Origin of the sequence: Saccharopolyspora hordei (genome assembly GCF_013410345.1) — a bacterium.
Classification (GTDB): Bacteria; Actinomycetota; Actinomycetes; order Mycobacteriales; family Pseudonocardiaceae; genus Saccharopolyspora; species Saccharopolyspora hordei.
On sequence record NZ_JACCFJ010000001.1, the window covers coordinates 667,418 to 691,764 of the forward strand.

Consider the following 24,347-nt stretch of genomic DNA (forward strand, 5'->3'; position numbering starts at 1 on the left):
CACAACAAGTGCCAGAGCTGGTGATGCAGCTGACCAGAGCAGGGTTCCTCGCCCTGCTCTGGTTGTTCGTGCTGGCTGCACTTCGAGTGGTCCGTTCAGACCTCTACTCGGCGTCCGGGATGCGGCTCCCGATGCCAGGTGCGGGTCGGGCTCCGGCGAAGACCAGGGGCAGGAGCAAGGCGCCACGCCAGATGGTCGTGACGCACGGTGCGCTCGCCGGCACGCGCATTTCGCTGGACGGTCGGCCGATCCTGATCGGCCGGGCGGACGACTCCACGTTGGTCCTCGATGACGACTACGCGTCGACCCGTCACGCGAGGTTGTCGCTCCGGGGCTCCGATTGGTACGTGGAGGATCTAGGCTCCACGAACGGCACATACCTCGATCGGGCGAAGGTCACGGGGCCGACCAAGGTCCCGCTCGGCGTTCCGATCAGAATCGGCAAGACGGTGATCGAGCTGCGCTCATGACCCTCGTCCTCCACTACGCAGCCCGCAGCGACCGTGGCCTGGTTCGTTCCAACAACCAGGACTCGGTCTATGCCGGCCCACGACTACTCGCCCTCGCGGACGGCATGGGAGGCCATGCCGCCGGTGAGGTCGCCAGCAAGGTCGTCATCGCGGCGTTGGCGCCGCTGGACGACGACGAACCCGGCGACGACCTGCTGGGTCAGCTCCGCAACGCGGTGCTGACCGGCAACAGCGCCATCGCCGAGCTGGTCGCCAACGACCCCGACCTGGAGGGGATGGGGACCACGCTGACCGCGGTGCTGTTCGCGGGCAGCAAGCTCGGCCTGGTGCACATCGGCGACTCCCGGGCCTACCTGGTCCGCGACGGTGAGCTGACCCAGATAACCCACGACGACACCTTCGTGCAGTCGCTGATCGACGAAGGCCGGATCACCGAGGAGGAGGCGGCCAACCACCCGCAGCGCTCGCTGCTGCTGCACGCGTTGACCGGCCACGAGGTGGAACCGAGCCTGGCGATCCGGGAAGCGCGCGCCGGGGACCGCTACCTGCTGTGCTCGGACGGGCTGACCGGCCCGGTCAGCACCGAGACGCTGGCGGAGGCCCTGCGGATCCCGGACCCGCAGCAGTGCGCGGACCGGATGATCGAGCTCGCCCTCAAGGGCGGTGGTCCGGACAACGTGACCGTGATCATCGCCGACGTCGTCGACGTCGAGTTCGGCGACGACGCCCCGATCGTCGGGGGCGCGGCGGGAAATGGCGATGAGCACCCGCAACCCGATTCGTCGGCGGCGCGCGCGTCCGCGGTGACCATGCCGCGGCCGCAGCCGCAGCGTTTCGAGCCCACCTCACCGCCGCCGGAGCAGCCGCGGAAGCGGAGCTGGCTGCGCTGGCTGCTGGTGACGTGCGGCGTGCTCGTCCTGCTCGGAGGCACGGCACTGGTCGGGCGTTGGTGGGTGCTCAACCAGTACTACATCGGCGCGAACGACGCCGACGAGGTGGTGATCTTCCAAGGCGTGCAGGGCGACGTGCTGGGGATCTCGCTGAACTGGCAGGTGGAGACCTCGTGCCCACCGGACTCGGCGCCTTCCTGCAAGCCGATCAAGGTGACGGACCTGCAGGAAGCGCAGCGGCCGGACGTGCGCAACGGCATCACCGAGGTCACCGACCTGCAGGACGCCCGCGAGGCGATGCGGCGGCTGCGGATGACCGCGCTGCTGCCGGAGTGCGAGAAGCCCGAGCCGCCGAAGCAGGAGCAGCCCCCGCCGAGCACCGGCCAGCCGCCGACCGGTGAGCAGCCGCCCGCCGGCCAGCCGCCCACGACCGGGCAGCCGCCGCGCGAGAGCCAGCCGCCGGCGGACCAGGCGCAGCCGACCGAGGAGCCCACCCCGGACGACGCGACCCCGCTGCAGACGGAGGAGCAGAAGCCGGGTGTGACCTGCCGGATGGTGAGTTGATGCCCGAACCGGCCGCTCAGACCGGAGCGACCAGCGGCGCCCCGCGAGTGCTCACTCGGCGGGGCACTGAGCTGTTCATGCTGGTTTTCGCTGCGGTGATCGTCACCTCCGCGCTGCTCATCGTGGAGGTCTCGCAGGAGCAGTCCGTCACCCAGGAGCTGTTCCTCTACGGGGCCGCGTTCCTGGTGCTGTTCGGTGCCGCGCACGTCGCGGTGCGCCGCTGGGCGCCCTACGCCGACCCGCTGATCCTGCCGCTGGTCGCGCTGATCAACGGGATAGGCCTGGTGATGCTGCACCGGCTCGACCTGGCCGAGGCCTACGGCGGGCCGTTCACCGCCAAGCAGATCATCTTCACCACGGTCGGCGTGATCCTGTTCGTGCTGGTCCTGAAGTTCGTCAAGGACCACCGGACGCTGGCCCAGTACGGCTACACCTGCGGCTTCGTCGGGCTGGCGCTGCTGGCGCTGCCCGGTCTGCTGCCCGGCAGCATCTCGGAGGCCAACGGCGCGAAGCTGTGGATCCGGCTCGGCCCGCTGGGCTCGATCCAGCCGGGCGAGTTCGCGAAGATCCTGCTGCTGATCTTCTTCGCGTCGTTCCTGGTGTCCAAGCGCGAGCTGTTCACCACGGCCGGCAAGCGGTTCCTGGGCATCGACTGGCCGCGGGCCCGCGACATGATGCCGGTGCTGGTGGCCTGGATGCTGTCCATCGGCATCGTGGTGCTGGAGAAGGACCTGGGCACCTCGCTGCTGTTCTTCGGCATCGTGCTGGTGATGCTCTACATCGCCACCGAGCGCGCGGTGTGGGTGTTCCTCGGCCTGTCCCTGTTCAGCCTGGGTTGCATCGTGGCGTTCAACCTGTTCGACCACGTCCAGGTCCGGGTGAACACGTGGCTGGACCCGCTGGCCCCCGCCACCGGCGACAGCGACCCCGGCTACCAGCTGCGCACCGGGCTGATGGGCATGGCCAAGGGCGGCATCGACGGCTCCGGGCTCGGCAAGGGCATGCCGGAGCGGACCCCGTGGGCCGCCAGCGACTTCATCCTCTCCGCGATCGGTGAGGAGCTCGGGCTGATCGGCCTGATGGCCCTGTTCCTGGTCTACCTGCTGCTGATGATGCGCGGTCTGCGCAGCGCGCTGGCGGTGCGCGACTCGTTCGGCAAGCTGTTCGCCGGTGGTCTGGCGTTCACCCTCGCGCTCCAGCTGTTCGTGGTCGCGGGCGGCGTCACCGGCTTGATCCCGATGACCGGTCTGACCGCACCGTTCATGGCCGCTGGTGGTTCGTCGATGCTGGCGAACTACGTGCTGATCGCGCTGCTGCTGCGGATCTCCGACGCCGCGCGTCGGCCGCAGGCGCCGGCGAAGCCGAAGCCGAAGCAGGCTCCGATCGCCGAAGCGCATACCGAACTGGTGGAGCGTCCTCGATGAACAAGCCGCTGCGCCGCGTGGCGCTGGCCATGATGGCGATGGTCGTGCTGCTCATGGGCAACGCGACCTACGTCCAGGTGATCCAGGCCGACGAGCTGAACCAGGACGGCCGCAACGTCCGCACCCGCTACGAGCGCTACGCGCGCGAGCGGGGCCAGATCATCGCCCAGGGCCAGTCGCTGGCCAGCTCCGAGAAGACCGAAGACCCGGTGTACAAGTTCCAGCGGCACTACGCCAACGGGCCGCTGTACGCGCCGGTGACCGGGTTCTACTCGTTCTACTACGGCTCCAACGGCATCGAGCGCGCCGAGGACTCGATACTGGACGGCACCGACGACAGCCTGGCGTTCCGCCGGCTGTCCGACCTGTTCACCGGGAAGTCGCCGCGCGGCGGCAGCGTGGAGCTGACCATCAACCCGGCCATGCAGCAGGTCGCCTACGAGCAGCTGACCAAGCAGGGCTTCACGGGTTCGGTGGTGGCGCTGGACCCGCGGACGGGCGAGATCCTGGCCATGGTCAACGCGCCGTCCTACGACCCGAACCTGCTGACCTCCAGCGACAACAACGAGGTCGCCGCGCAGTGGAACGAGCTCAACGACGACCCGGACCGGCCGATGGCCAACCGCGCCGTCTCCGAGATCTACCCGCCCGGGTCGACGTTCAAGCTGATCACCACGGCCGCCGCGCTGCAGAACGGCTACAAGCCGAACAGCAAGGTGGAGACCGCGGCGCGGATCCCGCTGCCCGGCACGGCCAGCGCCACGCTGCCCAACTACGGCGGCAACACCTGCAAGGGCGAGACCCTGACCATGGCCGTCGCCTACTCCTGCAACACGGCGTTCGCCAAGATCGCCGGTGAGCTGGGCCCGGAGAAGTTGCGGGAGGCCGCGGCCGCGTTCGGCTTCGGCGAGGACCTGCAGATCCCGATGAGCGTGGCCAAGTCGGACCTCGGCGCGATGGCCGACGCCGCGGCGCTGTACCAGAGCGGCATCGGCCAGCGGGACGTGCGGGTCACCCCGATGCAGAACGCCATGGTGGCCGCGGCCATCGCCAACGACGGCACGATGATGAAGCCGCAGCTGGTGAAGGCCACCCGCGCCCCGGACATGACCGAGCTGGACACCTTCCGGCCGGAGGAGCTGAAGCAGTCGGTCTCCCCGGAGATCGCGCACATGATCCGGGACATGATGATCCAGTCGGAGAAGCACACCAAGGGCTCCGGCAAGATCTCCAACGTCCAGATCGCCTCGAAGACCGGGACCGCCCAGCACGGCGACCCCGACGACAGGCCGCACGGCTGGTACGTGGCGTTCGCCCCCGCCGAGAACCCGACCATCGCGGTCGCCGTGATCGTGGAGAACGGCGGCGACGAGGGTGCGGAGGCCACCGGCGGCTCGATCGCCGCCCCGATCGGCCGGGAGGTCATCCGGGCCGGTCTGCAGGGGGGTGGCTGATCCGTGCTGACCTCCGGCCAGTTGCTCGCCGACCGCTACCGCCTGGGCAAGCGCATCGCGGTCGGCGGGATGGGCGAGGTGTGGGAGGCGGTGGACGTCCGGCTCGACCGGACCGTCGCCGTCAAGGTGCTCAAGGCCGAGCTGTGCGGGGACGCGGAGTTCCTGCACCGGTTCCGCACCGAGGCCCGCACCACCGCGTCGCTGAACCACCCGGGCATCGCCGCGGTGCACGACTACGGCGAGACCGCGGCGATCCCGGACGGGCCGGAGGACACCGCGTACCTGGTGATGGAGCTGGTCGAGGGCGAGCCGCTGGCCGCGATCCTCGCCCGCGAGGGCCGCATCAACACCGACCACGTGCTGGAGATGCTGGAGCAGGCGGGCCACGCGCTGCAGGCCGCGCACGAGCGCGGCCTGGTGCACCGCGACGTCAAGCCCGGCAACATCCTGATCACCCCGGACGGCAAGGTGAAGCTGACCGACTTCGGCATCGCCAAGGCGGCCGACTCGGCACCGGTGACCCGCTCCGGGATGGTGATGGGGACCGCGCACTACATCGCGCCGGAGCAGGCCCTCGGCAACGAGGCCACCCCGTCCAGCGACGTGTACTCGTTGGCCGTGGTCGGCTACGAGTGCCTGATGGGCCACCGCCCGTTCCTGTCCGACAACGCGGTGACGGTCGCGATGATGCACATCCGGGACATCGCGCCTCCGCTGCCGCCGGACGTGCCGCCCGGGGTGCGGGCGCTGATCGAGGCGACCATGGCGAAGGACCCGCGGCGGCGCTACGCCGACGGCGGCGAGTTCGCCAACGCCGTCGCCGCGGTGCGCGCCGGCCGACCGCTGCCGACCCCGTCGTCGCTGGTCGTACCGCAGCAGCGCCAGCAGCTCAACGTGCCCGTGCCGAACACCGGCGTGCCCGGCGCGGGTGTTCCCGGCACCCAGGTCCCGGGCACCGGGGTCCACCCGGTCCCGGGGCAGCAGCTCCCCCCGGTGGGCACCACCACCCATCCCCCAGGACTCATCCCCCCGCAAGCACCGGCCCCGCAGCCACCCCCACCTCCGACCTCCTCGGCCGGCAAGGTCGTGGTCTGGGTCCTGGTGGCCGTGCTGGCGATCGCGGTGCTGGCCGTTGTGGCCTTGGCGACCCTCTGGCTCGTCAACCACGACCAGGGCATGGGTGCGGCAACTCACGACCTGGACCTCACCGCCGCGTTGGACCACACTGCGCTGCGGGAACCGGACCCGGTGGGCTCGCCGGGCACCGGAGCCGGGGGAACACCACTCGTCCTGTCGGTGCCGAACGGCGAGGGCGGATCGGCATGATGGGACGATCGTTGACAAGGATCGGAACGACGCTTCGATGAGTTCACCCCGACTTCTGTCCAACCGATACGAGCTCGGTGAGACGCTCGGCTACGGCGGCATGTCCGAGGTGTTCCGCGGCCGCGACACCCGGCTGAGCCGGGACGTGGCGGTGAAGATCCTGCGCGCCGACCTCGCCCGCGACCCCACGTTCCAGCTGCGGTTCCGGCGCGAGGCGCAGAACGCCGCCGCGCTGAACCACCCGGCGATCGTGGCCGTCTACGACACCGGCGAGACCGAGTCCGAGAACGGGCCGTTGCCCTACATCGTGATGGAGTACGTCGACGGCCGGACGCTGCGCGACATCGTCAAGACCGAGGGGCCGCTGGCGCCCCGGCGGGCGATGGAGGTCATGGCGGACGCCTCGGCGGCGCTGGACTTCAGCCACCGGCACGGCATCGTGCACCGCGACGTCAAGCCGGCCAACATCATGATCACCCGCTCCGGCGCGGTGAAGGTGATGGACTTCGGCATCGCCCGCGCGCTGGCCGACGGCCAGGCGGCGGTCACCCAGACCGCGGCGGTGATCGGCACCGCGCAGTACCTGTCGCCGGAGCAGGCCCGCGGCGAGGCCGTGGACGCGCGCAGCGACGTCTACGCCTCGGGTTGCGTGCTGTTCGAGCTGCTCACCGGGGAACCGCCGTTCACCGGCGACTCGCCGGTCGCGGTGGCCTACCAGCACGTCCGGGAGGAGCCGCGCAAGCCCTCCGACCTCAACGCGACGGTGCCCGCGTCGCTGGACGCGGTGGTGCTCAAGGCGCTGAGCAAGAACCCGGCCAACCGCTACCAGTCCGCCGCGGAGATGCGCGCCGACCTGGTGCGGGTGCTGTCCGGGCAGCGCCCGAAGGCGCCGATGATCATGTCCGACGAAGAGCGCACCGCGATGCTCACCCAGAGCTCGCCGACCGAGGTGGTGTCGTCGGGCCGGCACCGGTCGGTGGACGTCGACCCGGAGGACCCGGTCGACGAGGAGAAGGAGCGCAAGCGCCGCCGCAACCGGACGGTCGCCGTCGTCACGGTGGCCTGCGTGGCGGTCTTCGCGCTCGCCGCCTGGGCGATCACCCTGCTGGTCGACAGCGCCCCGAAGACGGAGCCGGTGCCCAACCTCGAGGGCATGATGAAGGTCCGCGCGCAGGAGGAGGCGCAGAAGCAGGGCTGGCGGGTCGAGCTCTCGCCGTGCCCGTCCGGCCCCGAGGAGATCGACAAGATCGTCCGGCAGCGGCCCAGCTACCCGGCCCAGCTCGACCGGGAGACCTCCGCGATCCAGCTGTGCTACGGCACCGGCCCGGAGAGCGTGGAGGTACCGGACCTCGAGGGCCTGACGATGGCCGAGGCGCAGCAGAAGCTGGAGTCGGTCGGTCTCAAGCTGGGCATCTCGCCGCAGCGCCAGGAGACCTCCGACCCGAAGCTGGTCAACCGGATCCTGGACTGGGACAACCGGGGCACCACCGTGGCCAAGGGCACCACGATCAACGTGGTGATCGGCATGGAGATCGAGACCGTGGAGGTCCGGGACGTCCGCGGCATGCCCTTCGACATGGCGAAGGCCTACCTGGAGGGCGCCGGGTTCACGGTCCGCAAGCAGACCCGCGACTCCGACCAGCCCGCGGACACGGTGATCGACCAGTCGCCGGCGGGCGGCTCGAAGGCCCGGCCGAAGAGCGAGGTGGTGCTGGTGGTCTCCAACGGCCAGCAGATCACCGTCCCGTCGCTGGTCGGCATGTCCCCGAGCGAGGCCGAGCAGGCGCTGGAGGCCCAGGGGTGGGACGGCGAGATCAACGAGGTCAGCCAGAACACCCAGGACAAGGACTTGGACGGCAAGGTCGTCAGCTCCTCGCCGGGCGCCGGGCAGAAGATCAGCCGCAACCAGCCGGTGACGATCTACGTGGGCGACTACAGCAGCTCCCCCACCACCAGCCCGGGCAACGGCGGCGGCCTGTTCCCGCCGTTCGACTGAGGCACGGACTGCGAAGGGCCACCTCCCGCCCTGGGAGGTGGCCCTTCGTCCGTCTCGACGCCGTCAGCGCCGCGCGGCCGCGGCGACCTCGCGCATGCCCCGTTCGAGCTCGTCGACCAGGTGCCCGTCGACGGGGTGCCCCGCGTCGGCCATCCAGTTCGCCAGCATCCGGTGGCCGCCGTCGGTGAGCACCGACTCGGGGTGGAACTGGACGCCCTCGACCGGCAGCTCGCGGTGCCGCATGCCCATCACGATGCCCGAGGCGGTGCGGGCGGTGACCTCGAAGTCGTCCGGGACGGTGTCCGCGCGGACGATCAGCGAGTGGTAGCGGGTGGCGATGAACGGCTCGGGCAGCCCGGCGAAGACCCCGGCCCCGGAGTGGTGGATCTCGCTGACCTTGCCGTGCAGCAGCTCGGGGGCCCGCTCGACGACCCCGCCCCACACCGCGCCGATGGCCTGGTGGCCGAGGCACACGCCCAGCACCGGCTTGCGTTCGGCGGCGCAGCGCTGGATCAGCTCCATGGTGCGCCCGGCGCGGTCCGGCGTCCCCGGACCGGGGCTGAGCAGGACACCGTCGGCCTCCGCCACCTCGTCGTCGGTGACGACGTCGTTGCGCCGCACGACGCAGTCCGCGCCCAGCTGCGCGAGGTACTGCACGAGGTTGTAGACGAAGCTGTCGTAGTTGTCGACGACGAGTACGCGCACGCCGCCAGCCTACGCGGGTCGCCACCGACCGTGCCCACGGAGTGGCGCCCACCTCGGTGAACGCCACCACCGGGGCCCGGGGACGACAGCCGGGAACGGTGCCCTCCCTGACGGCGCGGCCGGCCGTGCCGCTCGGTGGGGGCTCCGGTCGGTGGTTCCCGGCGCGACACGATCACAGCCGGGCTCTCGATCGTCACTGTGATTGCGTTAACGTGGTACCCGGAGAGACGAGCCGATCCGCTGCTGCGCACGCGGGTCGGTTGACCGCCCGAGCACGCGGCACCTGCGGCCGCACCACCTGGCGAGGACACCATGCCGAAGTCCAAGGTCCGGAAGAAGGACTCACCCACCCCGGTGACGGATCGCCGCACGCCGGTGAAGGCGAAGGCGGCTGGCCCGTCACACCCGATCTACGTCGCGGTCATGCTGGGCATGATGATCATCGGCCTGCTGTGGCTGGTGGTGAACTACATCGCGGGCGACAAGATCTCGTTCATGGCCGAGCTCGGCGGCTGGAACTTCGCCGTCGGCTTCGCCTTCATGATCATCGGCCTGCTCATGACGATGCGCTGGCGCTGACCGCGCCGCGAGCGACTGAGGCCCGGAGGGTGCGCCCTCTGGGCCTCACTCATCCGGTCGGGGGCTTGACGCTCGGTCAGCGAACCACATCGATGCAATTCATCCCCACTGGGGATAACCCCTGTGGATAACTCTTCGGTAGCAGGTGGACAACGGTGCACGATCCGAACGGACCGCAGCGGTGGTCGACCCCGGTCGGGTTGGTGACGACCGGCTGGGTGCTCACCGCCGCGGCCGTGGCCTGGTGGTTCGCCGCCGAGTCCGCGACGGACCGGCTGTTCGTCGGCGTCCTGGTGCTCGCCCTCGCCGCGGTCTCCGCGCACGCCACCCTCTGCCGCCCGCGCCTGAGCGCGGACCGGGACGGCGTCACCGTCCGCGGCGTGGGCGGCCGACGGCACTGGCCGTGGTCCGCGGTGACGGTCCGGGTGCGCAGCCACCGGCGCTTCGGCCGCGACGTGCAGTCCCTGGAGCTGGACGGGGACGAGCTGGTCGTCCTGACGCGGCTGGACCTCGGCACGGACCCGCAGGACGTCGCCGACGCGCTGCGCGCTTGGCGCGGCTGACTCAGCGGAGGACGCCGCAGCGCGCCCCCGTTCCGGAGCCGAAGCACACCAGGTCGCCGAACTGCGCGTCGCGCGCGACCAGCACGACGAGCAGCACCACCAGCAGCCCGGCGAGCGCACCGGCCTGGAGCAGCGCCTGCCGGTTGCGGGGCACGTAGACCAGGGCGCCGGTCGCGAGCACGCCGAGCGCCAGGCCACCGAGGTGCCCGAGCAGCGAGATCCCGGGGATCACCACGCTGGCGACGATGTTGATCGCGATGACCGCGAGCACCGGTCGCAGCGTGACGTTCAACCGGAGCGCGGCGATGGCGATGCCGCCCATCAGGCCGTACACGGCGCCGGAGGCCCCGGCCACCGGGCTGACCTCGTCACCGAACAGGAAGACCGCGGTGCTGCCACCGAGCAGGGACAGCACGTACACCGCGGCGAACCGCCAGCGCCCCAGCAGCAGCTCCAGGTCCCGGCCGATCACCCACAGGGCGACCATGTTCAGCAGCAGGTGCAGCAGCCCGATGTGCAGGAAGCCGGCGGTGAGCAGCCGCCACCACTGACCCCCGGCGACCAGGAGCGGCCACAGCGCGAACTCGTCGAACAGCGGCGCGGCGACGTTCCGGCCGATGCTGCCGGCCTGCACCGCGGTGATCGCGAAGACCAGCACGTTCACCGCGATGAGCAGCGGCACCAAGACCGGCTTGTCGGACAGCCGCGCCCCCGCGACCGTCACCGGTCGGCGCACGCCGCGCTGCCCCTGCGCGACGCAGTCGACGCACTGGTGGCCGACGGAGGCGTCGCGCAGGCACTCCGGGCACGCCGGGCGGTCGCACCGGGTGCAGCGCAGCCCGGTGGCGCGGTCCGGGTGCCGGACGCAGGTCGGCAGCTGCGGCGGAGCGCCGTCCGACCCTGGCTGGGATCCGGGCGGAACAGTCACGGTCAGGACCTGCTCCCTGCTCGGTCGGCGGGTCTCAACCGCGCTCGATCGAGACCTTCTCGATGATGATGTCGGAAACCGGTCGGTCACCCGGGCCGGTGGGCGTGTTCGCGATCGAGTCGACGACCTCGCGAGAAGCCTGGTCGGCCACCTCGCCGAAGATGGTGTGCTTGTAGTTCAACCAGCTGGTGGCGGCCACCGTGATGAAGAACTGCGAGCCGTTGGTGTTCGGCCCGGCGTTCGCCATGGCCACCAGGTACGGCCGGTCGAACTGCAGGGTCGGGTGGAACTCGTCGGCGAACTTGTAGCCCGGGCCGCCGCGGCCGGTGCCGGTCGGGTCCCCGGTCTGGATCATGAAGCCCTCGATGACCCGGTGGAAGATCACCCCGTCGTAGAACGGGCCGGACTTCTCACCCTTCGCGTTGGGCTCGGTGTACTCCTTGGTGCCTTCGGCGAGACCCACGAAGTTCTGCACGGTCTTGGGCGCCTTGTCGGGGAACAGGTTGATCCGGATGTCCCCCTGCGAGGTGTGCAGGGTGGCGGTCACCTGGGTCCCAACGAGCGATCCGTTGTCTTCAGCCACCCGACCATCCTGCCATCGAACAGGCCGATCGCGGTGTCTGGGTGCAGTATGGGCCTCGGCGCGGCCAGGGAGCCGACCGACGTCCGGGGTCCGGAGGGTGCTCGTGCACTGCGTGGCGGACCTGGAGCTGGAGGGCCCGGTGCACGAGGTCCGAGCTGGTGTCCCCGTCGGGTGAAACCCGGGAGGGTGGAGCTCCCCGCCGGTGCACGGGGCGGCCCGGAAGGCCGCCGGAACACCCCCGAGGAGGCACGAACATGGACGAGGTGAAGGCGATGGCCCGGGCTGGCGAGAACGTGGGCAAGGCGTTGGGGGTCGGCATCAAGTCCGCCCGCCGCAGCGCGAAGCGCGCGGGTGAGGCGGGCTTGGCGCTGTCCAAGCACGCCGCGGAGCTGGCCGAGCAGGAACTCGCCAGTCGGGGCATCTCGACCGAGGAGCTGCAGGAACGGCTCCTGCAACGCGCCACCGGGATGTCCCGCGAGGAGATCGCCAAGCTCAGCCGCAAGGCGCGCAAGAAGTGGGAGAAGAAGGCGGCCGCGTCCCGCAAGCAGCTCGCCAAGAACACCGAGGCGGCCCGCAAGGAGCTGGCCGCGCGGATCAGCCCGGCCAAGCCGAAGCGCCGCAAGTGGCCGTGGGTGCTGCTGGTGCTGGCCGGGCTGGGGGCGGCCGTGGCGGTGGCGTTCTCCCGCCGCCCGGAGGAGCTGCCGGTCGCCTCCGCCGACAACGACTTCACCCGGCGGGACACCCCGGCCCGCCACCGCGCGGAGCGGCCCGAGGTGCCGGCCCACACCGACGGCCTGCACCCCACCCCGGAACGCTCCCACTGAGCCGAGGACGGGCACCTGTCGCCCGGCGGCGGCAGGTGCCCCCCCCCCCCCCCCCCCCGCAGCCGCTGTGTCGTGGATCACCTCGGCCCGAGCGGTGCGCGGGGCCAGGATGCTGGCATGGACGCACCGACGAGCTTCGACCTGAGCGCCACCACCGACGTGGCCGCACCCGCGGAGGAGGTCTACCGGATCGCCAGCGACATCACTCGGATGGGCGAGTGGAGCCCCGAGTGCGTGGGTGGCGAGTGGATCTCCGGCGAGCCGGGCACCGTCGGTGCCCGGTTCCACGGGCACAACCGGCACCGCGACGACACCTGGACCACCGAGTGCGAGGTGGTCGCCGCCGAACCGGGCCGCCGGTTCGCCTGGGCGGTGCTCTCGTACTCCCCCACCCCGGACAACTCGGTGTGGTCGTTCGAGGTCGAACCGACCGGCGCCGGGTGCTCGCTGACCCAGCGGTTCCGGATGAAGAGCCCGCCGAGCCGGTTGCTGGCGATACGCGACGCGCTGCCACCGGAGAAGGCCGCCACGTTCCTGGAGTTCCGCCGCGGACGCCTGGAGCAGGCGATGCAGCAGACGGTGGACCGGATCAAGGCCGCAGCCGAGGCGCGGTGACGTGCGACCTGGTCGCGGGCGGCGGTCTGCCGCTCGCGGTCAGGTCTCGCGGGCGGGCTCGGGGGCGGTGCGCTCCGACGACGCCACCTCGGGGCGCCCGACCACCGCGGCGCCGAGCGCGCCCAGCGCGCCGACCGCGGCGAAGGCGTAGAAGCCCCACGGGTAGGCGATGCCCGCGGTGAGCATCGCGCCGCCGAGCAGCGGGCCGCAGATCGCGCCGATGCGCCCGATCCCGGCCGACCAGCCGAGGCCGGTCGCCCGGTTCGCCGCCGGGTAGACGCGGCCGATGTAGGCGTACACGAGCACCTGCGAGCTGAACACGAAGCACCCGGCGACCAGCACCGCGACGTGCACGCCGATGCCGGGCAGCTTGATGCTCAACGCCGCGAGCAGCACCGCCGACGCCGCGAACCAGGTGATCGTGGACGGCCGCACCCCGAGCCGGTCGGCCGCCACACCGGCGACCAGCAGCCCGATCACCGCGCCGACGTTCAGCGTCAGCAGCAGCCCCAGCGCCGCGCCGAGCGGGTACCCGGCGGACTTCATGATCTGCGGCAGCCAGGTGTTGAGCCCGTAGACCAGCAGCAGCCCCATGAACGAGGTGACCCAGAAGGCGAGGGTGGCGCGGGCGAACCCGCCGCGGAACAGCGAGGCCACCGCGTCCGCCCCACCGCTGAGCCCGCGCTCCCGCTCGGCGCGCTGGAACGACTCGGACTCGGGCAGGTGGCGCAGCATGAGCGGCACCAGCACCAGCGCCGGGGCCGCGCCGAGCACGAACATCGCGCGCCACCCCAGGCTCGGCAGCACCGCGATCCCGAGCAGCGCGGTGAGCACCGCCCCGACGTGGTAGCCGGTCATGATCGTGGTGGTGGCGCTGCCGCTCCGGCCGGTGCGGGCGTGCTCGGTGACCAGCGCGATCGCGGTCGGCAGGCAGCCCCCGAGGCCGAGCCCGGCGAGGAACCGCAGCAGGCCGAACACCAGCACCGAGGGCGCGACCGCGCACAGCGCGGTGAACAGGGAGAAGCTGGACACGGCGAAGATCAGCGCCTGGCGCCGGCCGATGACGTCGGTGACCGTCCCGATGGCCAGCGCACCGAGGGTCATCCCGACCAGCCCCGCGGTCGACACGACGGACGCGCTGGCGGCGGTCAGCCCCCACTGCTGCGAGTCGAGCAGCACCGGGAGCACGCTGCCGAGCACGACGAGGTCGAACCCGTCCAGCAGCACGGCGGTCCAGCACAGCGGCAGCACCCACCGGTTCCGGCCCGTGTCGAGACGCCCGGCCATCGACCGACCTCCTCGTTGCGTTGCGACGTGGTGCGGGGATGGTGCCCGCTCGGACGCCCCGGCTCACCCTCGTCTTCCATCAGATGGAAGGGAAAGTTCCCGCTTCTCCGGTACTTGCCGCCGTGAAGAAGTGAATGTACATTCACTCACCATGGGCGGTTCGAGATCGACGGCCGAGGAGCGCCGGCGGGCGGTCATCCGCAGCGCGGTGACCGTGTTCGCGCGGTCCGGGTACACCACGAGCCCGGTCACCCAGGTGGCCGAGCACGCGGGGATCTCCTCCGCGTACGTCATGAAGCTCTTCCCGCGCAAGGTCGACCTCTTCGTCGCCGCGATCGAGGACTGCTACGACCGGATCGTCGACACCCTCGAGCGAGCCGTGGACCGGACAGCGACGACCGCCGACGTCCTCGACCGCATGGGGGCGCGCTACGCCGAGCTGATCGGCGACCGCGACCTGCTCCTGCTCCAGGTGCAAGCCCTGGCGTCGACCCAGGTCCCGGAGGTGGCGGCCGCGGTCCGCGCCGGCTGCGCCCGGATCACCGACCTGGTGATGTCCCAGGCCGGAGCGACCGCCGACCAGGCGCAGGAGTTCCTCGCCCGGGGCCAGCTCTGCCACCTGCTCACCGCGATCGACGCCTTCGCCACGGACGAGCCCTGGGCGAAGGCGCTCACCGCGGGGATCCGCCACCACCCCTGACACCTGCCGCCGGCAGCACGGCGGTGGGTCGTGCTGCCCGCGAAAGTGAATGACCAGTCACTCACGAGAGGAGAACGACCATGTCACTGCACGTCGTGCTCGGCGCCGGTCCCGCGGGGACCACCATCGTGCGCGAGCTGCTCGCGCGGGGCCTCCGCGTCCGCCACGTCAACCGCGGCCCGATCCCGGACGCACCGGCCGAGGTGGAGGTCGTGGAGGCCGACGTCTCCGACCCCGCCCGCGCGATCGCGGCGACCGAGGGGGCCGCGGTGGTCTACCACGCGGTCAACGTCCCGTACCACCAGCAGGTCGAGTTGATGCCGGGCATCGGCGAGAGCGTGCTCGCGGCGGTGTCCCACCACGGCGCGCGGCTCGTGGTGCTCGACACGCTCTACCCCTACGGCGAAGCCGACGGGGTGGCGATCACCGAGAACACGCCCTGGGCGGCCACGAGCCGCAAGGGCCGGATGCGCGCGGCGCTGGACCGGGCCTACCTGGACGCCCACCGGACCGGGCGGGCCGAGGTGGTCCTCGGTCGCTCCGCGGACTTCTACGGCCCCAGGGTCCTGCTCTCCACCCTGGGCGCCACGTTCTTCCCGGCGGCCCTCACCGGCGAGCCCGTGCTCGCCTTCGGCGACACGAGCCTGCCGCACAGCTACACGTACCTGCCGGACGTGGCCCAGGCCCTGGTCGACCTCGGCACCGCCCCCTCCGACGCGACGGGCCGGGTGTGGCACGTGCCGACGGTCCCGGCGGTCAGCACGGACCAGGTCCACGCGGTGGTCGAGGAGCTCACCGGCATCCCGGTGACCAAGGAGGTGCTCACCGAACCGGTCCCGGCCGGACCGTTCGACGCCCGCTTCATGGCGGAGTACGCGGAGCTGTTCTACCAGCACCGCATCCCGCAGAACATGGTGTCGACGGCCTTCGAGACCCGCTTCGGCCGCCGACCGACCCCGCTCCGCGAGGGCCTCCGCGCCACCCTCGACTGGTACCGGACCCGGCTCTGATCGAGGAGGGCCGCGCCGCGGCGACCGCTCAGCGCCCGAGCAGGCGTTCGCTGACGTCCCAGGGGCGCCGGGCGGACTTCGGGTCGAGGGCTTCGGGGCGCCCGCTACCGCGCGCGGACCGCCGCGCCGGCGGGTCAGGAGGACCCGCACGCCGCCGCCGTCCCGTGACGCGGGCTCCCCCAGCAGCCACCGGCGATGGCCCCTGAACACGCAGAACGCCCCGTCACCGGACGGGGCGTTCAGCGGTGGTCGTGTCGAGTGGAGACGAGGGGAATCGAACCCCTAACCCCCGCCTTGCAAAGGCGGTGCTCTGCCAATTGAGCTACGTCCCCGGGGTTGTCGCTGCTCCTGCCGGACCCCTCGTCGGGCGGCGGCACTCGCGACGAGAACAGCCCGGTCGGCGAGACCGGACCGGGCTGGTTCGAGTGGTTCGCCGGGCGATCAGGCCTCGGCGGTGGCCTCACGCCAGAGGTCGGCCTCGGCCTTGGCCGCACGGTTGCGCCGGACGACGAACAGGACGACTCCAGCAACTGCGGCGAGTGCGAGCAGCTTCTTCACTTCCGGTCGCCTCCTAGCACGCGGCGCGCAGCCCGTGATGTCTCGGGATGTCTGGGTTTCCAGTGGGCCTAGAAGGACTTGAACCTTCGACCTCTTCGTTATCAGCGAAGCGCTCTAACCGCCTGAGCTATAGGCCCTTGTTGTGGTTCAAAGACTACATGACGCCTCGGGACGCCTGAACCGGGGGGTGGTCTTCCACCCGGTGGGGCGTGGCGGTCCCGGCCCCGGGGACCGGAACCGCCACGTCAGGCCGCCTCATTCCCGCTCGGACAGGGTGATCTCGACGCCACCGGCGAAGTCGGCCGCCACGTTGTAGATGAACGCGGCCACCGTCGCCAGCGCGGTCACCAGCACGATGTTGATCGCACCGATGATCGAGGCCACACCGAACACGCGGCCCGCGCTGATCAACGGCTCGGCCGCCGCGTCGTCCGGCTGGGTCAGCTCGCTGAAGGTGCCGTTGAGCTGCTCCCACACGCCCATGCCGTCGAGCACGCCGTACAGCACCGCCACCGCGATCATCCAGACGAAGAACAGCGCGACGCTGAGCACCAGCGCCAGCTTCAGCACCGACCACGGGTCCACCCGCTTGACCTGCAGGCTGGCCCGCCGCGGCCCCCGGCTGGGGCGCCGCGCCGACGGTGCCGCCCCGCCGCGCACGGGGCCCGCGGCACCGGTGCCGGCGGGACCGGTGAACGACACCGTGGTCCGGCCGGACTGCGGCACCTTGGTGCGCACCGTCTCCTGGTCGGCGACCTGCTTCGGGATGGTCTGCGTGTCGTCGACCTCCGGCGCGGGCCCGCTGTCCGACGGACCGTCCGATGCGGACGACTCAGGTGTGTCCGAACCGGACGCCGCGGCCGACGCGCGCTGCCACGGCGGCGGTGCCTCGGTGCCGTTGAGCTGTTCCCCGCTGCTGCTGGTGGACTCCTCCTCCGAGTCGGAGCCGGTGTCCACCGCGGTGGTGCTGTCGACTGTCTGCGTGCTGGCCGAGGCCTGGTCCGCGTCCTGCTGCGGGCCCGAGGACTCCGGCTTCTCGGAAGGTGTCACGAGCGATCCTTCGGTGATCGTCGGTGGTGTGCGGCGTGGTCTCCCACAGTGTTACTTCGACTGCTCCGGCCCCGCAGCGTCCGGGTCAGCGGCCTCGTCGGCGTTGCGCGCGATGGCCACCAGCGTGGTCCCCTCGTCGAGGTTCATCAGACGAACCCCCTTCGTCTGCCTGCCGGCCTTGCGCACCTCCTTGGCGGTCGTCCGGATGACACCACCGGTCGAGGTGATCGCGTAGAGCTCGTCGTCGATGTCGACGATGAGCGCCCCCACAAGCCTGCCACGCTTGCTGTCGTGCTGGAGAGTCAGCACACCCTTCCCGCCACGCCCCTGCACGGGGTAGTCGTCGATCGGGGTGCGCTTGGCGTAACCGCCGTCGGTGGCCACCAGGACGAACCGGTTCGGGCGCACCACGCCCATGGCCAGCAGCTCGTCGCCGTCGTTGAACCGCATGCCCAGCACACCCGAGGTGGCGCGGCCCATCGGCCGCAGCGCCTCGTCGGTGGCGTGGAACCGGATCGACTGACCCTCGGCCGAGACCAGCAGCAGGTCGTCGTCGGCGGAGCAGAGCACCGCACCGACCAGCTCGTCGTCCTCCTTCAGGTTGACGCCGATGAGACCACCCGATCGGTTGGAGTCGAAGTCGGTCAGCCGGGACTTCTTCACCAGGCCCTTCTTGGTGGCCAGCACCAGGTACGGGGCCGCGGTGTAGTCCTTGATCTGCATGACCTGGGCGATGTGCTCGTCCGGCTGGAACGCCAGCAGGTTCGCCACGTGCTGGCCGCGCGCGGTGCGGTTGGCCTCCGGCAGCTCGTAGGCCTTCGCGCGGTAGACCCGACCCTTGTTGGTGAAGAACAGGATCCAGTCGTGGGTCGAGCAGACGAAGAAGTGCGACACGATGTCGTCCTGCTTCAGCTGCGCGCCCTGGACGCCCTTGCCGCCGCGCTTCTGCGCCCGGTACAGGTCGGTGCGGGTCCGCTTCGCGTAACCGGTGCGGGTGATGGTGACGACCACGTCCTCGACGGCGATGAGGTCCTCCATGGACACCTCGCCGTCGTACGGGACGATCTTGGTGCGCCGGTCGTCGCCGTACTTGTCGACGATCTCCATCAGCTCGTCGCGGATGATCCGCCGCTGCCGCTCCGGCTTGTCGAGGATGTCCTTGAGGTCCTCGATCTCGCGCTCGATCTCGGCCAGCTGGTCGACGATCTTCTGCCGCTCCAGGGCGGCCAGGCGGCGCAGCTGCATCTCGAGGATGGCGTTGGCCTGGATGTCGTCGACGTCGAGCAGCTCGATCAGGCCGGTGCGCGCGTCGTCCACCGTGGGCGAGCGCCGGATCAGGGCGATGACCTCGTCCAGCATGTCCAGCGCCTTGACCAGACCGCGCAGGACGTGGGCCCGCTCCTCGGCCTTCCTCAGCCGGAACCGGGTGCGCCGGACGATGACGTCGACCTGGTGCTTGATGTAGTACCGGACGACCTGGTCCAGCCGCAGCGTGCGCGGCACGCCGTCGACCAGCGCCAGCATGTTGACGCCGAAGGTGGTCTGCAGCTGGGTGTGCTTGTAGAGGTTGTTCAGCACCACCTTGGGGATCGCGTCGCGCTTGAGCGTGATGACGATCCGCATCCCCCGCCGGCTGTTGGACTCGTCGGCGATGTCCGAGATGCCGGTGATCTTGCCTTCCCGGTGCATCGAGGCGATGGTCTCGATGAGGTTGTCCGGGTTGACCTGGTACGGCAGCTCGGTGACGACCAGCGTGGTGCGCCCCTTGCTGTCCTCCTCGACGTCGACGACGGCCCGCATCTTGATGGAGCCGCGGCCGGTCCGGTAGGCGTCGGCGATCCCGCTGCCGCCGAGGATCAGGCCGTGGGTCGGGAAGTCCGGGCCCTTGATCCGCTCCATCAGCGCGTCGAGCAGCTGGTCGTCGTCGGCCTCGGGGTGCTCCAGCGCCCAGACGACGCCGTCGGCGACCTCGCGCAGGTTGTGCGGCGGGATGTTGGTGGCCATCCCGACCGCGATCCCGCCACCGCCGTTGACCAGCAGGTTCGGGAACCGCGACGGGAGCACGTCGGGTTCCTGGGTGCGCCCGTCGTAGTTGTCGGAGAAGTCGACGGTGTCCTCTTCGATGTCGGCGAGCATGTGCATCGCCAACGGGGCCAGCCGCGACTCGGTGTACCGCATGGCCGCGGCCGGGTCGTTGCCGGGCGAACCGAAGTTGCCCTGCCCGTCGATCAGCGGGTGGCGCATCGACCACGGCTGGGCCAGCCGGACGAGCGTGTCGTAGATCGCCGAGTCACCGTGGGGGTGGTAGTTCCCCATCACGTCGCCGACCACGCGCGAGCACTTCACGTACCCGCGGTCCGGGCGGAAGCCCGAGTCGTACATCGCGTACAGCACGCGCCGGTGCACCGGCTTGAGCCCGTCGCGCACGTCCGGCAGGGCGCGCGCGACGATGACGCTCATCGCGTAGTTGATGTAGGAGTTCTGCATCTCCTGCTGGAGTTCGACCGGTTCGACCCGGCCGTGTTCCGGCGGCAGGATGTCCGTCATGCTCGTCCCTTGCTCATTCCGTCAGAGTTGAGTGGTGGCCCGCGCGCGTCGGCGTCACACGTCGAGGAAGCCGGCGTCCTTGGCGTTGCGGGTGATGAACGAGCGCCGCGCCTCGACGTCCTCGCCCATGAGCACGCTGAACAGCTCGTCCGCGGTCGCCGCGTCGTCCAGCGACACCTGGAGCAGCAGGCGGGTCTCCGGGTTCATCGTGGTTTCCCACAGCTCGTCGGCGTTCATCTCGCCGAGACCCTTGTAGCGCTGGATGCCGTCGTCCTTCGGCAGCTTCTTGCCTGCGGCGGCACCCGCTTCCAGCAGCGCGTCGCGCTCGCGGTCGCTGTAGGCGTACTCCGGCTCGGAACGCGGCCACTTGATCTTGTACAGCGGCGGCTGCGCGAGGAACACGTGGCCGTTCTCGATCAGCGGGCGCATGAACCGGAACAGCAGGGTGAGCAGCAGGGTCCGGATGTGCTGGCCGTCGACGTCGGCGTCGGCCATGAGCACGATCTTGTGGTACCGCAGCTTGGACAGGTCGAACTCGTCGTGGATGCCGGTGCCCAGCGCGGTGATGATCGCCTGGACCTCGTTGTTCTTGAGGACCTTGTCGATCCGCGCCTTCTCCACGTTGATGATCTTGCCGCGCAGCGGCAGGATCGCCTGGAACCGCGACTCGCGGCCCTCCTTGGCGGAGCCGCCCGCGGAGTCACCCTCGACGATGTAGAGCTCGCACTCGTCCGGGTTGTTGGACTGGCAGTCCTTCAGCTTGCCCGGCAGGCCGCCGATGTCCATCGCGCTCTTGCGCCGCACCAGCTCCTTGGCCTTGCGCGCGGCCACCCGCGCCTGCGCCGAGGAGACCGCCTTGTTGACGATCACCTTGGCCTCGGCCGGGTTGCGCTCGAACCAGTCCGTCAGCCACTCGAAGGCGGTGGTCTGCACGAACGACTTGACCTCGGTGTTGCCCAGCTTGGTCTTGGTCTGGCCCTCGAACTGCGGCTCGCGGACCTTCACCGACACGATCGCGGCCAGGCCCTCGCGGACGTCGTCACCGGTGAGGTTGCCGTCCTTGTCCTTGATGAGCCTCTTGTCCCGCGCGTAGGCGTTGACCACGCGGGTCAGCGCGGAGCGGAAGCCCTCCTCGTGGGTGCCGCCCTCGTGCGTGTTGATGGTGTTCGCGAAGGTGTAGACCGACTGGTTGTAGCCGGAGTTCCACTGCATCGCGATCTCCAGCTCGTGCCCCTCGCCGGAGGCGCTGAAGGACACCACCTTCTTGTGGATGGGCTCCTTGGTGGCGTTGATGTGCCGGACGAAGTCCTCCAGACCGCCCGGGTAGTGGAAGGTGCGCTCCTTGACGCGGGCGGTGGCGCCGCTGGCGTCCTCGCCGGCCTCGTCCTCCTCCGCGACCCGCTCGTCGCGCAGGATGATGGTCAGGCCCTTGTTCAGGAACGCCATCTCCTGCAGGCGGCGCGCGACCGTCTCGGCGTTGTACCGGGTGGTCTCGAAGACCTTCGGGTCCGCCCAGAAGGTGATGCTGGTGCCGGTCTTGTCGGTCTTCTCCCCGCGCTCGACCGGGGCGACCGGCTTGGAGTCCTCGTAGCGCTGGCGCCACACGTACCCGCCGGTGTGGATCTCGGCCTCCAGCGCCGTGGACAGCGCGTTGACCACCGAGACGCCGACACCGTGCAGACCACCGGAGACCGCGTAGGCACCGCTGTCGAACTTGCCGCCCGCGTGCAGCACGGTGAGCACGACCTCGAGGGTCGGCTTCTTCTCCACCGGGTGCATGTCCACGGGGATGCCGCGGCCGTCGTCGACCACGCGCACGCCGCCGTCCGCGAGCAGGGTCACCTCGACCGTCGTCGCGTACCCGGCCATCGCCTCGTCGACCGAGTTGTCCACGACTTCCCACACGAGGTGGTGCAGACCGCGTTCACCGGTCGAACCGATGTACATGCCCGGACGCTTGCGGACGGCCTCAAGGCCCTCAAGAACGGTGATGGACGAAGCGTTGTATTCGCTCTTCTTCGGTGCCACGGGCCTCGAAATCTCCTTGAGCCGACTGTGCTGTCAGGGTGATCGGTGATGCCGGTTCGAACGCGCCCCGTTCCGCACCGCTGACCACTTCGGGGCGACTCCTCCTGCTGGCGCTGCGACCGGCTGCCCGGCCGGTGCCGCGCACCACGCCGATGCGCTGTCTGGCGCGCGCCTCGGCCACACCCGTTCCGATTCTACTGGTCTCCCCGGACAGAAGTGGGGCAAGGACACCCCTGACTTGCTCACAGAGCGGAGAACTCGGATCGGGCCACCATCCGAGAGCCGCGAGACGGCCTCGGGAGACCTCGGCGGCCGTCGGCCGCTCGTCCGGCGACCTCCTCGCCGGGGCCTGGTCAGCGGCGCTAACCGTAGGTGTCGCGCGGGCCGCGCCCGGAGACGTGCCGCGGGCCGTGCCGCCAGCTGGGCGCGGCCGGCCCCTGCACCTTGATCCTACGGACCACGTCGCGCCCCACGCCGTCGCCGATCCGCTTGAGGATCTGCCGCTGGAGCAGGCGCAGCTGGGTGGCCCAGGCGGTGGACCGGGCCTGGACGGTGAGCTCGCCGTCCTTGAGGGCCACCGGCTTGGTGTGCTCGGCGACGTCGGCGCCCACCAGCGCGGGCCACTTGGCGAACACCTGGCCGCCGGCGAGGTGCTCGGTCCAGCCCCGCTCGCGGGCGATGCGGGCCGCCAGCCGGCCCAGCGGCTGCGGGTCCCGGTCGTCGGGACCAGGCCCTGACCAGCCACGACGTCGCCGCGGCCGGAACCCGCCGGTCTTCTTCCCGGCGTTCCCGCGCCGCGCGGCGGACTGCTCGCGGGCGGCCTGCAGGGCGGCGCGGGCCAGGTCCGGGCCGCTCAGTGCGGCCCCGTCACCCCCGACCGGTGCGGCACTCGATCGCGTCGAGTTGTCCACACCATCCACAGAGTTATCCCCAGGTGTGGGTAGATCCGCGGGCTGAGCGGCCCCGTCGGTCACTCTGGGTGAAGATGTCGGCCGCGTGCGGTCACTGGACACGTCGCACCTCGCCTTCGCGGACGTCGAATCGCGCACCGGTGAGCTCGGGCGGCACGTCCTCGGCCACCGCCGCGGTCACCAGCACCTGCTCCGCCCCGGCGACCAGTTCGGCCAGCCGGGCCCGCCGGCGCCGGTCCAGCTCGGCGAAGACGTCGTCCAGGACCAGCACCGGCTCCGCGCCATCCTCGGTGAGCAGGTGGTAGGAAGCCAGCCGCAACGCCAGCACGAACGACCACGATTCGCCGTGGCTGGCGTAGCCCTTGGCGGGCAGGTCGCCGAGCAGCAGTTCCAGGTCGTCGCGGTGCGGGCCGACCAGCGACACCCCGCGCTCGATCTCCTGCGGCCGGACCCGCTCCAGCTCGGCGAGCAGCGCCGCCTCCAGCTCCTCGACGTCGGCGGCCCGGCCCGTCGGCTCGCCGAGGCCCTCCGGCAGGGCGGCGCCGAGGCTGCTGCGGTAGCGCAGGTCGGCGACCCGCCCCGACGGCGCGGTGGCCTCCTCGGTGGCGGCGACCTCGGCGTAGGACCTGGTCACGTGGGGTGCGAGCGCGGCGACGAGGTCGAGCCGCCCGGCCAGCAGCTCCGCGCCGAAGCGCGCCAGGTGCCCGTCCCAGACCTCCAGCGTCCGCAGGTCCGCCTTGCCCCCGCCGCGCCGCGCGGCGCCTGCGGACTTCAGCAGGGCGCTGCGCTGCTTGAGCACCCGCTCGTAGTCCGAGCGCACGCCCGCGTACCGGGGTGCGCGGGCGACCAGCAGGTCGTCGAGGAAGCGGCGGCGTTCCCCCGGGTCGCCGCGGACGATCGCCAGGTCCTCCGGCGCGAACAGCACGGTGCGCAGGATGCCCAGCACGTCCCGGGGCCTGCCCAGCGCACCGCGGTTGACCCGGGCCCGGTTGGCCTTGCCCGGCGTGATCTCCAGCTCGACCAGCAGCTCACGCCCGTTGTTGACCACCGCGGCCCGCACCACGGCACGCGACGCACCGTCCCGGACCAGCGGCGCGTCCGTGGCCACGCGGTGCGAACCGAGGGTCGCGACGTAGCCGATCGCCTCGACCAGGTTGGTCTTGCCCTGCCCGTTGGACCCGACCAGCACGGTGGCGCCCGGCTCCAGCGCGAGGTCGGCGTGCGGCCAGGACCGGAAGTCGGTCACCTGCAAATGACGGACGTACACGACGATCCAACTTAGTGCGCTGGGTTCGGGCAGCGGTGCGGGTGGCCGGTGGTGGCGGACACGTCGCC

21 protein-coding genes, 2 tRNA genes and 1 pseudogene are annotated in these 24,347 nt (G+C 71.0%); 12 read left to right on the forward strand and 12 right to left on the reverse strand.

Features of this window, described 5'->3' with window-relative positions:
• Positions 1-8: 8 nt before the first annotated feature.
• The 6 genes from HNR68_RS03160 to pknB are packed head-to-tail and all read left to right on the forward strand — an operon-like array spanning position 9 to position 8,124.
• On the forward strand, positions 9-470 hold the full coding sequence (locus tag HNR68_RS03160) for an FHA domain-containing protein FhaB/FipA (protein ID WP_179717443.1): 462 nt from the start codon (positions 9-11) through the stop codon (positions 468-470).
• Positions 467-1,924, forward strand: coding sequence for a PP2C family protein-serine/threonine phosphatase (locus tag HNR68_RS03165; protein ID WP_179717445.1), 1,458 nt, complete (start codon positions 467-469; stop codon positions 1,922-1,924). Before HNR68_RS03160 ends, HNR68_RS03165 begins: the two co-directional genes overlap by 4 nt.
• Positions 1,924-3,348, forward strand: a complete 1,425-nt coding sequence (locus tag HNR68_RS03170; protein WP_179717447.1) for an FtsW/RodA/SpoVE family cell cycle protein — start codon at positions 1,924-1,926, stop codon at positions 3,346-3,348. The genes HNR68_RS03165 and HNR68_RS03170 overlap by 1 nt, the downstream gene beginning before the upstream one ends.
• Positions 3,345-4,802, forward strand: a complete 1,458-nt coding sequence (locus HNR68_RS03175) for a peptidoglycan D,D-transpeptidase FtsI family protein (RefSeq protein WP_179717449.1) — start codon at positions 3,345-3,347, stop codon at positions 4,800-4,802. The genes HNR68_RS03170 and HNR68_RS03175 overlap by 4 nt, the downstream gene beginning before the upstream one ends.
• 3 nt (positions 4,803-4,805) lie before the next feature.
• Positions 4,806-6,128: a protein kinase domain-containing protein gene (locus tag HNR68_RS03180; RefSeq protein ID WP_179717452.1), complete on the forward strand. Its 1,323-nt coding sequence runs from the start codon at positions 4,806-4,808 to the stop codon at positions 6,126-6,128.
• Positions 6,129-6,165: 37 nt separating this feature from the next.
• On the forward strand, positions 6,166-8,124 hold the full coding sequence (gene pknB, locus HNR68_RS03185; RefSeq protein WP_179717454.1) for a Stk1 family PASTA domain-containing Ser/Thr kinase: 1,959 nt from the start codon (positions 6,166-6,168) through the stop codon (positions 8,122-8,124).
• A gap of 63 nt (positions 8,125-8,187) precedes the next feature.
• On the opposite strand, the gene HNR68_RS03190 is transcribed toward pknB, so the two are convergent.
• Positions 8,188-8,829, reverse strand: coding sequence for an aminodeoxychorismate/anthranilate synthase component II (locus HNR68_RS03190; RefSeq protein WP_179717456.1), 642 nt, complete (start codon positions 8,827-8,829; stop codon positions 8,188-8,190).
• A 312-nt stretch (positions 8,830-9,141) separates the two neighbouring features.
• Between HNR68_RS03190 and crgA the strand changes: the two genes are divergently transcribed.
• Together crgA and HNR68_RS03200 are read left to right on the forward strand one after the other, a co-directional pair.
• Positions 9,142-9,408, forward strand: a complete 267-nt coding sequence (gene crgA / locus HNR68_RS03195; RefSeq protein ID WP_179717458.1) for a cell division protein CrgA — start codon at positions 9,142-9,144, stop codon at positions 9,406-9,408.
• 155 nt (positions 9,409-9,563) lie between these two features.
• The gene (locus HNR68_RS03200; protein WP_179717460.1) at positions 9,564-9,971 is read left to right on the forward strand and encodes a PH domain-containing protein; all 408 of its coding nucleotides are present in this window, start codon (positions 9,564-9,566) and stop codon (positions 9,969-9,971) included.
• A gap of 1 nt (position 9,972) precedes the next feature.
• On the opposite strand, the gene HNR68_RS03205 is transcribed toward HNR68_RS03200, so the two are convergent.
• On the reverse strand, positions 9,973-10,899 hold the full coding sequence (locus HNR68_RS03205; RefSeq protein WP_179717462.1) for a rhomboid family intramembrane serine protease: 927 nt from the start codon (positions 10,897-10,899) through the stop codon (positions 9,973-9,975).
• A gap of 34 nt (positions 10,900-10,933) precedes the next feature.
• Positions 10,934-11,482 carry a peptidylprolyl isomerase gene (locus HNR68_RS03210; protein WP_179717464.1) on the reverse strand — a complete coding sequence of 183 codons (549 nt, stop codon included), beginning with the start codon at positions 11,480-11,482 and terminating at the stop codon, positions 10,934-10,936.
• Between the two features lie 254 nt (positions 11,483-11,736).
• On the opposite strand from HNR68_RS03210, the gene HNR68_RS03215 reads away from it, so the two are divergent.
• On the forward strand, positions 11,737-12,306 hold the full coding sequence (locus HNR68_RS03215) for a hypothetical protein (RefSeq protein WP_179717466.1): 570 nt from the start codon (positions 11,737-11,739) through the stop codon (positions 12,304-12,306).
• Positions 12,307-12,423: 117 nt separating this feature from the next.
• Positions 12,424-12,921 (forward strand): SRPBCC family protein, encoded by a 498-nt coding sequence (locus HNR68_RS03220; RefSeq protein ID WP_179717468.1) that lies wholly within the window; start codon positions 12,424-12,426, stop codon positions 12,919-12,921.
• 39 nt (positions 12,922-12,960) lie between these two features.
• Here the strand turns inward: HNR68_RS03220 and HNR68_RS03225 are convergent, their stop codons facing one another.
• Positions 12,961-14,208, reverse strand: coding sequence for an MFS transporter (locus HNR68_RS03225; RefSeq protein WP_179717471.1), 1,248 nt, complete (start codon positions 14,206-14,208; stop codon positions 12,961-12,963).
• A gap of 151 nt (positions 14,209-14,359) precedes the next feature.
• Here HNR68_RS03225 and HNR68_RS03230 point away from each other — a divergent pair, with 151 nt between their 5' ends.
• Positions 14,360-14,908, forward strand: coding sequence for a TetR/AcrR family transcriptional regulator (locus HNR68_RS03230; RefSeq protein ID WP_218888185.1), 549 nt, complete (start codon positions 14,360-14,362; stop codon positions 14,906-14,908).
• An 80-nt stretch (positions 14,909-14,988) separates the two neighbouring features.
• A complete protein-coding gene (locus HNR68_RS03235) occupies positions 14,989-15,918 on the forward strand; it encodes an NAD-dependent epimerase/dehydratase family protein (protein WP_179717473.1) in 930 nt (309 codons plus the stop codon).
• Positions 15,919-16,177: 259 nt separating this feature from the next.
• On the opposite strand, the gene HNR68_RS03240 is transcribed toward HNR68_RS03235, so the two are convergent.
• From HNR68_RS03240 to recF, 8 genes and pseudogenes are all read right to left on the reverse strand, one after another.
• Positions 16,178-16,250 (reverse strand) — tRNA-Ala (locus HNR68_RS03240).
• A 118-nt stretch (positions 16,251-16,368) separates the two neighbouring features.
• Positions 16,369-16,476: pseudogene (locus HNR68_RS26440) on the reverse strand (DLW-39 family protein); the annotation flags it as partial.
• 63 nt (positions 16,477-16,539) lie between these two features.
• Positions 16,540-16,613: transfer RNA gene (locus tag HNR68_RS03245), tRNA-Ile, on the reverse strand.
• Between the two features lie 118 nt (positions 16,614-16,731).
• Positions 16,732-17,526, reverse strand: coding sequence for a DUF3566 domain-containing protein (locus HNR68_RS27350; protein WP_179717475.1), 795 nt, complete (start codon positions 17,524-17,526; stop codon positions 16,732-16,734).
• 51 nt (positions 17,527-17,577) lie between these two features.
• Positions 17,578-20,073, reverse strand: coding sequence for a DNA gyrase subunit A (gene gyrA, locus HNR68_RS03255; RefSeq protein WP_179717477.1), 2,496 nt, complete (start codon positions 20,071-20,073; stop codon positions 17,578-17,580).
• Between the two features lie 54 nt (positions 20,074-20,127).
• Entirely contained in the window at positions 20,128-22,101 is a 1,974-nt protein-coding gene (gene gyrB, locus HNR68_RS03260) for a DNA topoisomerase (ATP-hydrolyzing) subunit B (protein ID WP_179717479.1), read from the reverse strand.
• 362 nt (positions 22,102-22,463) lie between these two features.
• Positions 22,464-23,021, reverse strand: coding sequence for a DciA family protein (locus HNR68_RS03270; RefSeq protein WP_179717481.1), 558 nt, complete (start codon positions 23,019-23,021; stop codon positions 22,464-22,466).
• 82 nt (positions 23,022-23,103) lie between these two features.
• On the reverse strand, positions 23,104-24,279 hold the full coding sequence (gene recF, locus HNR68_RS03275; RefSeq protein WP_179717483.1) for a DNA replication/repair protein RecF: 1,176 nt from the start codon (positions 24,277-24,279) through the stop codon (positions 23,104-23,106).
• Between the last annotated feature and the right edge of the window lie 68 nt (positions 24,280-24,347).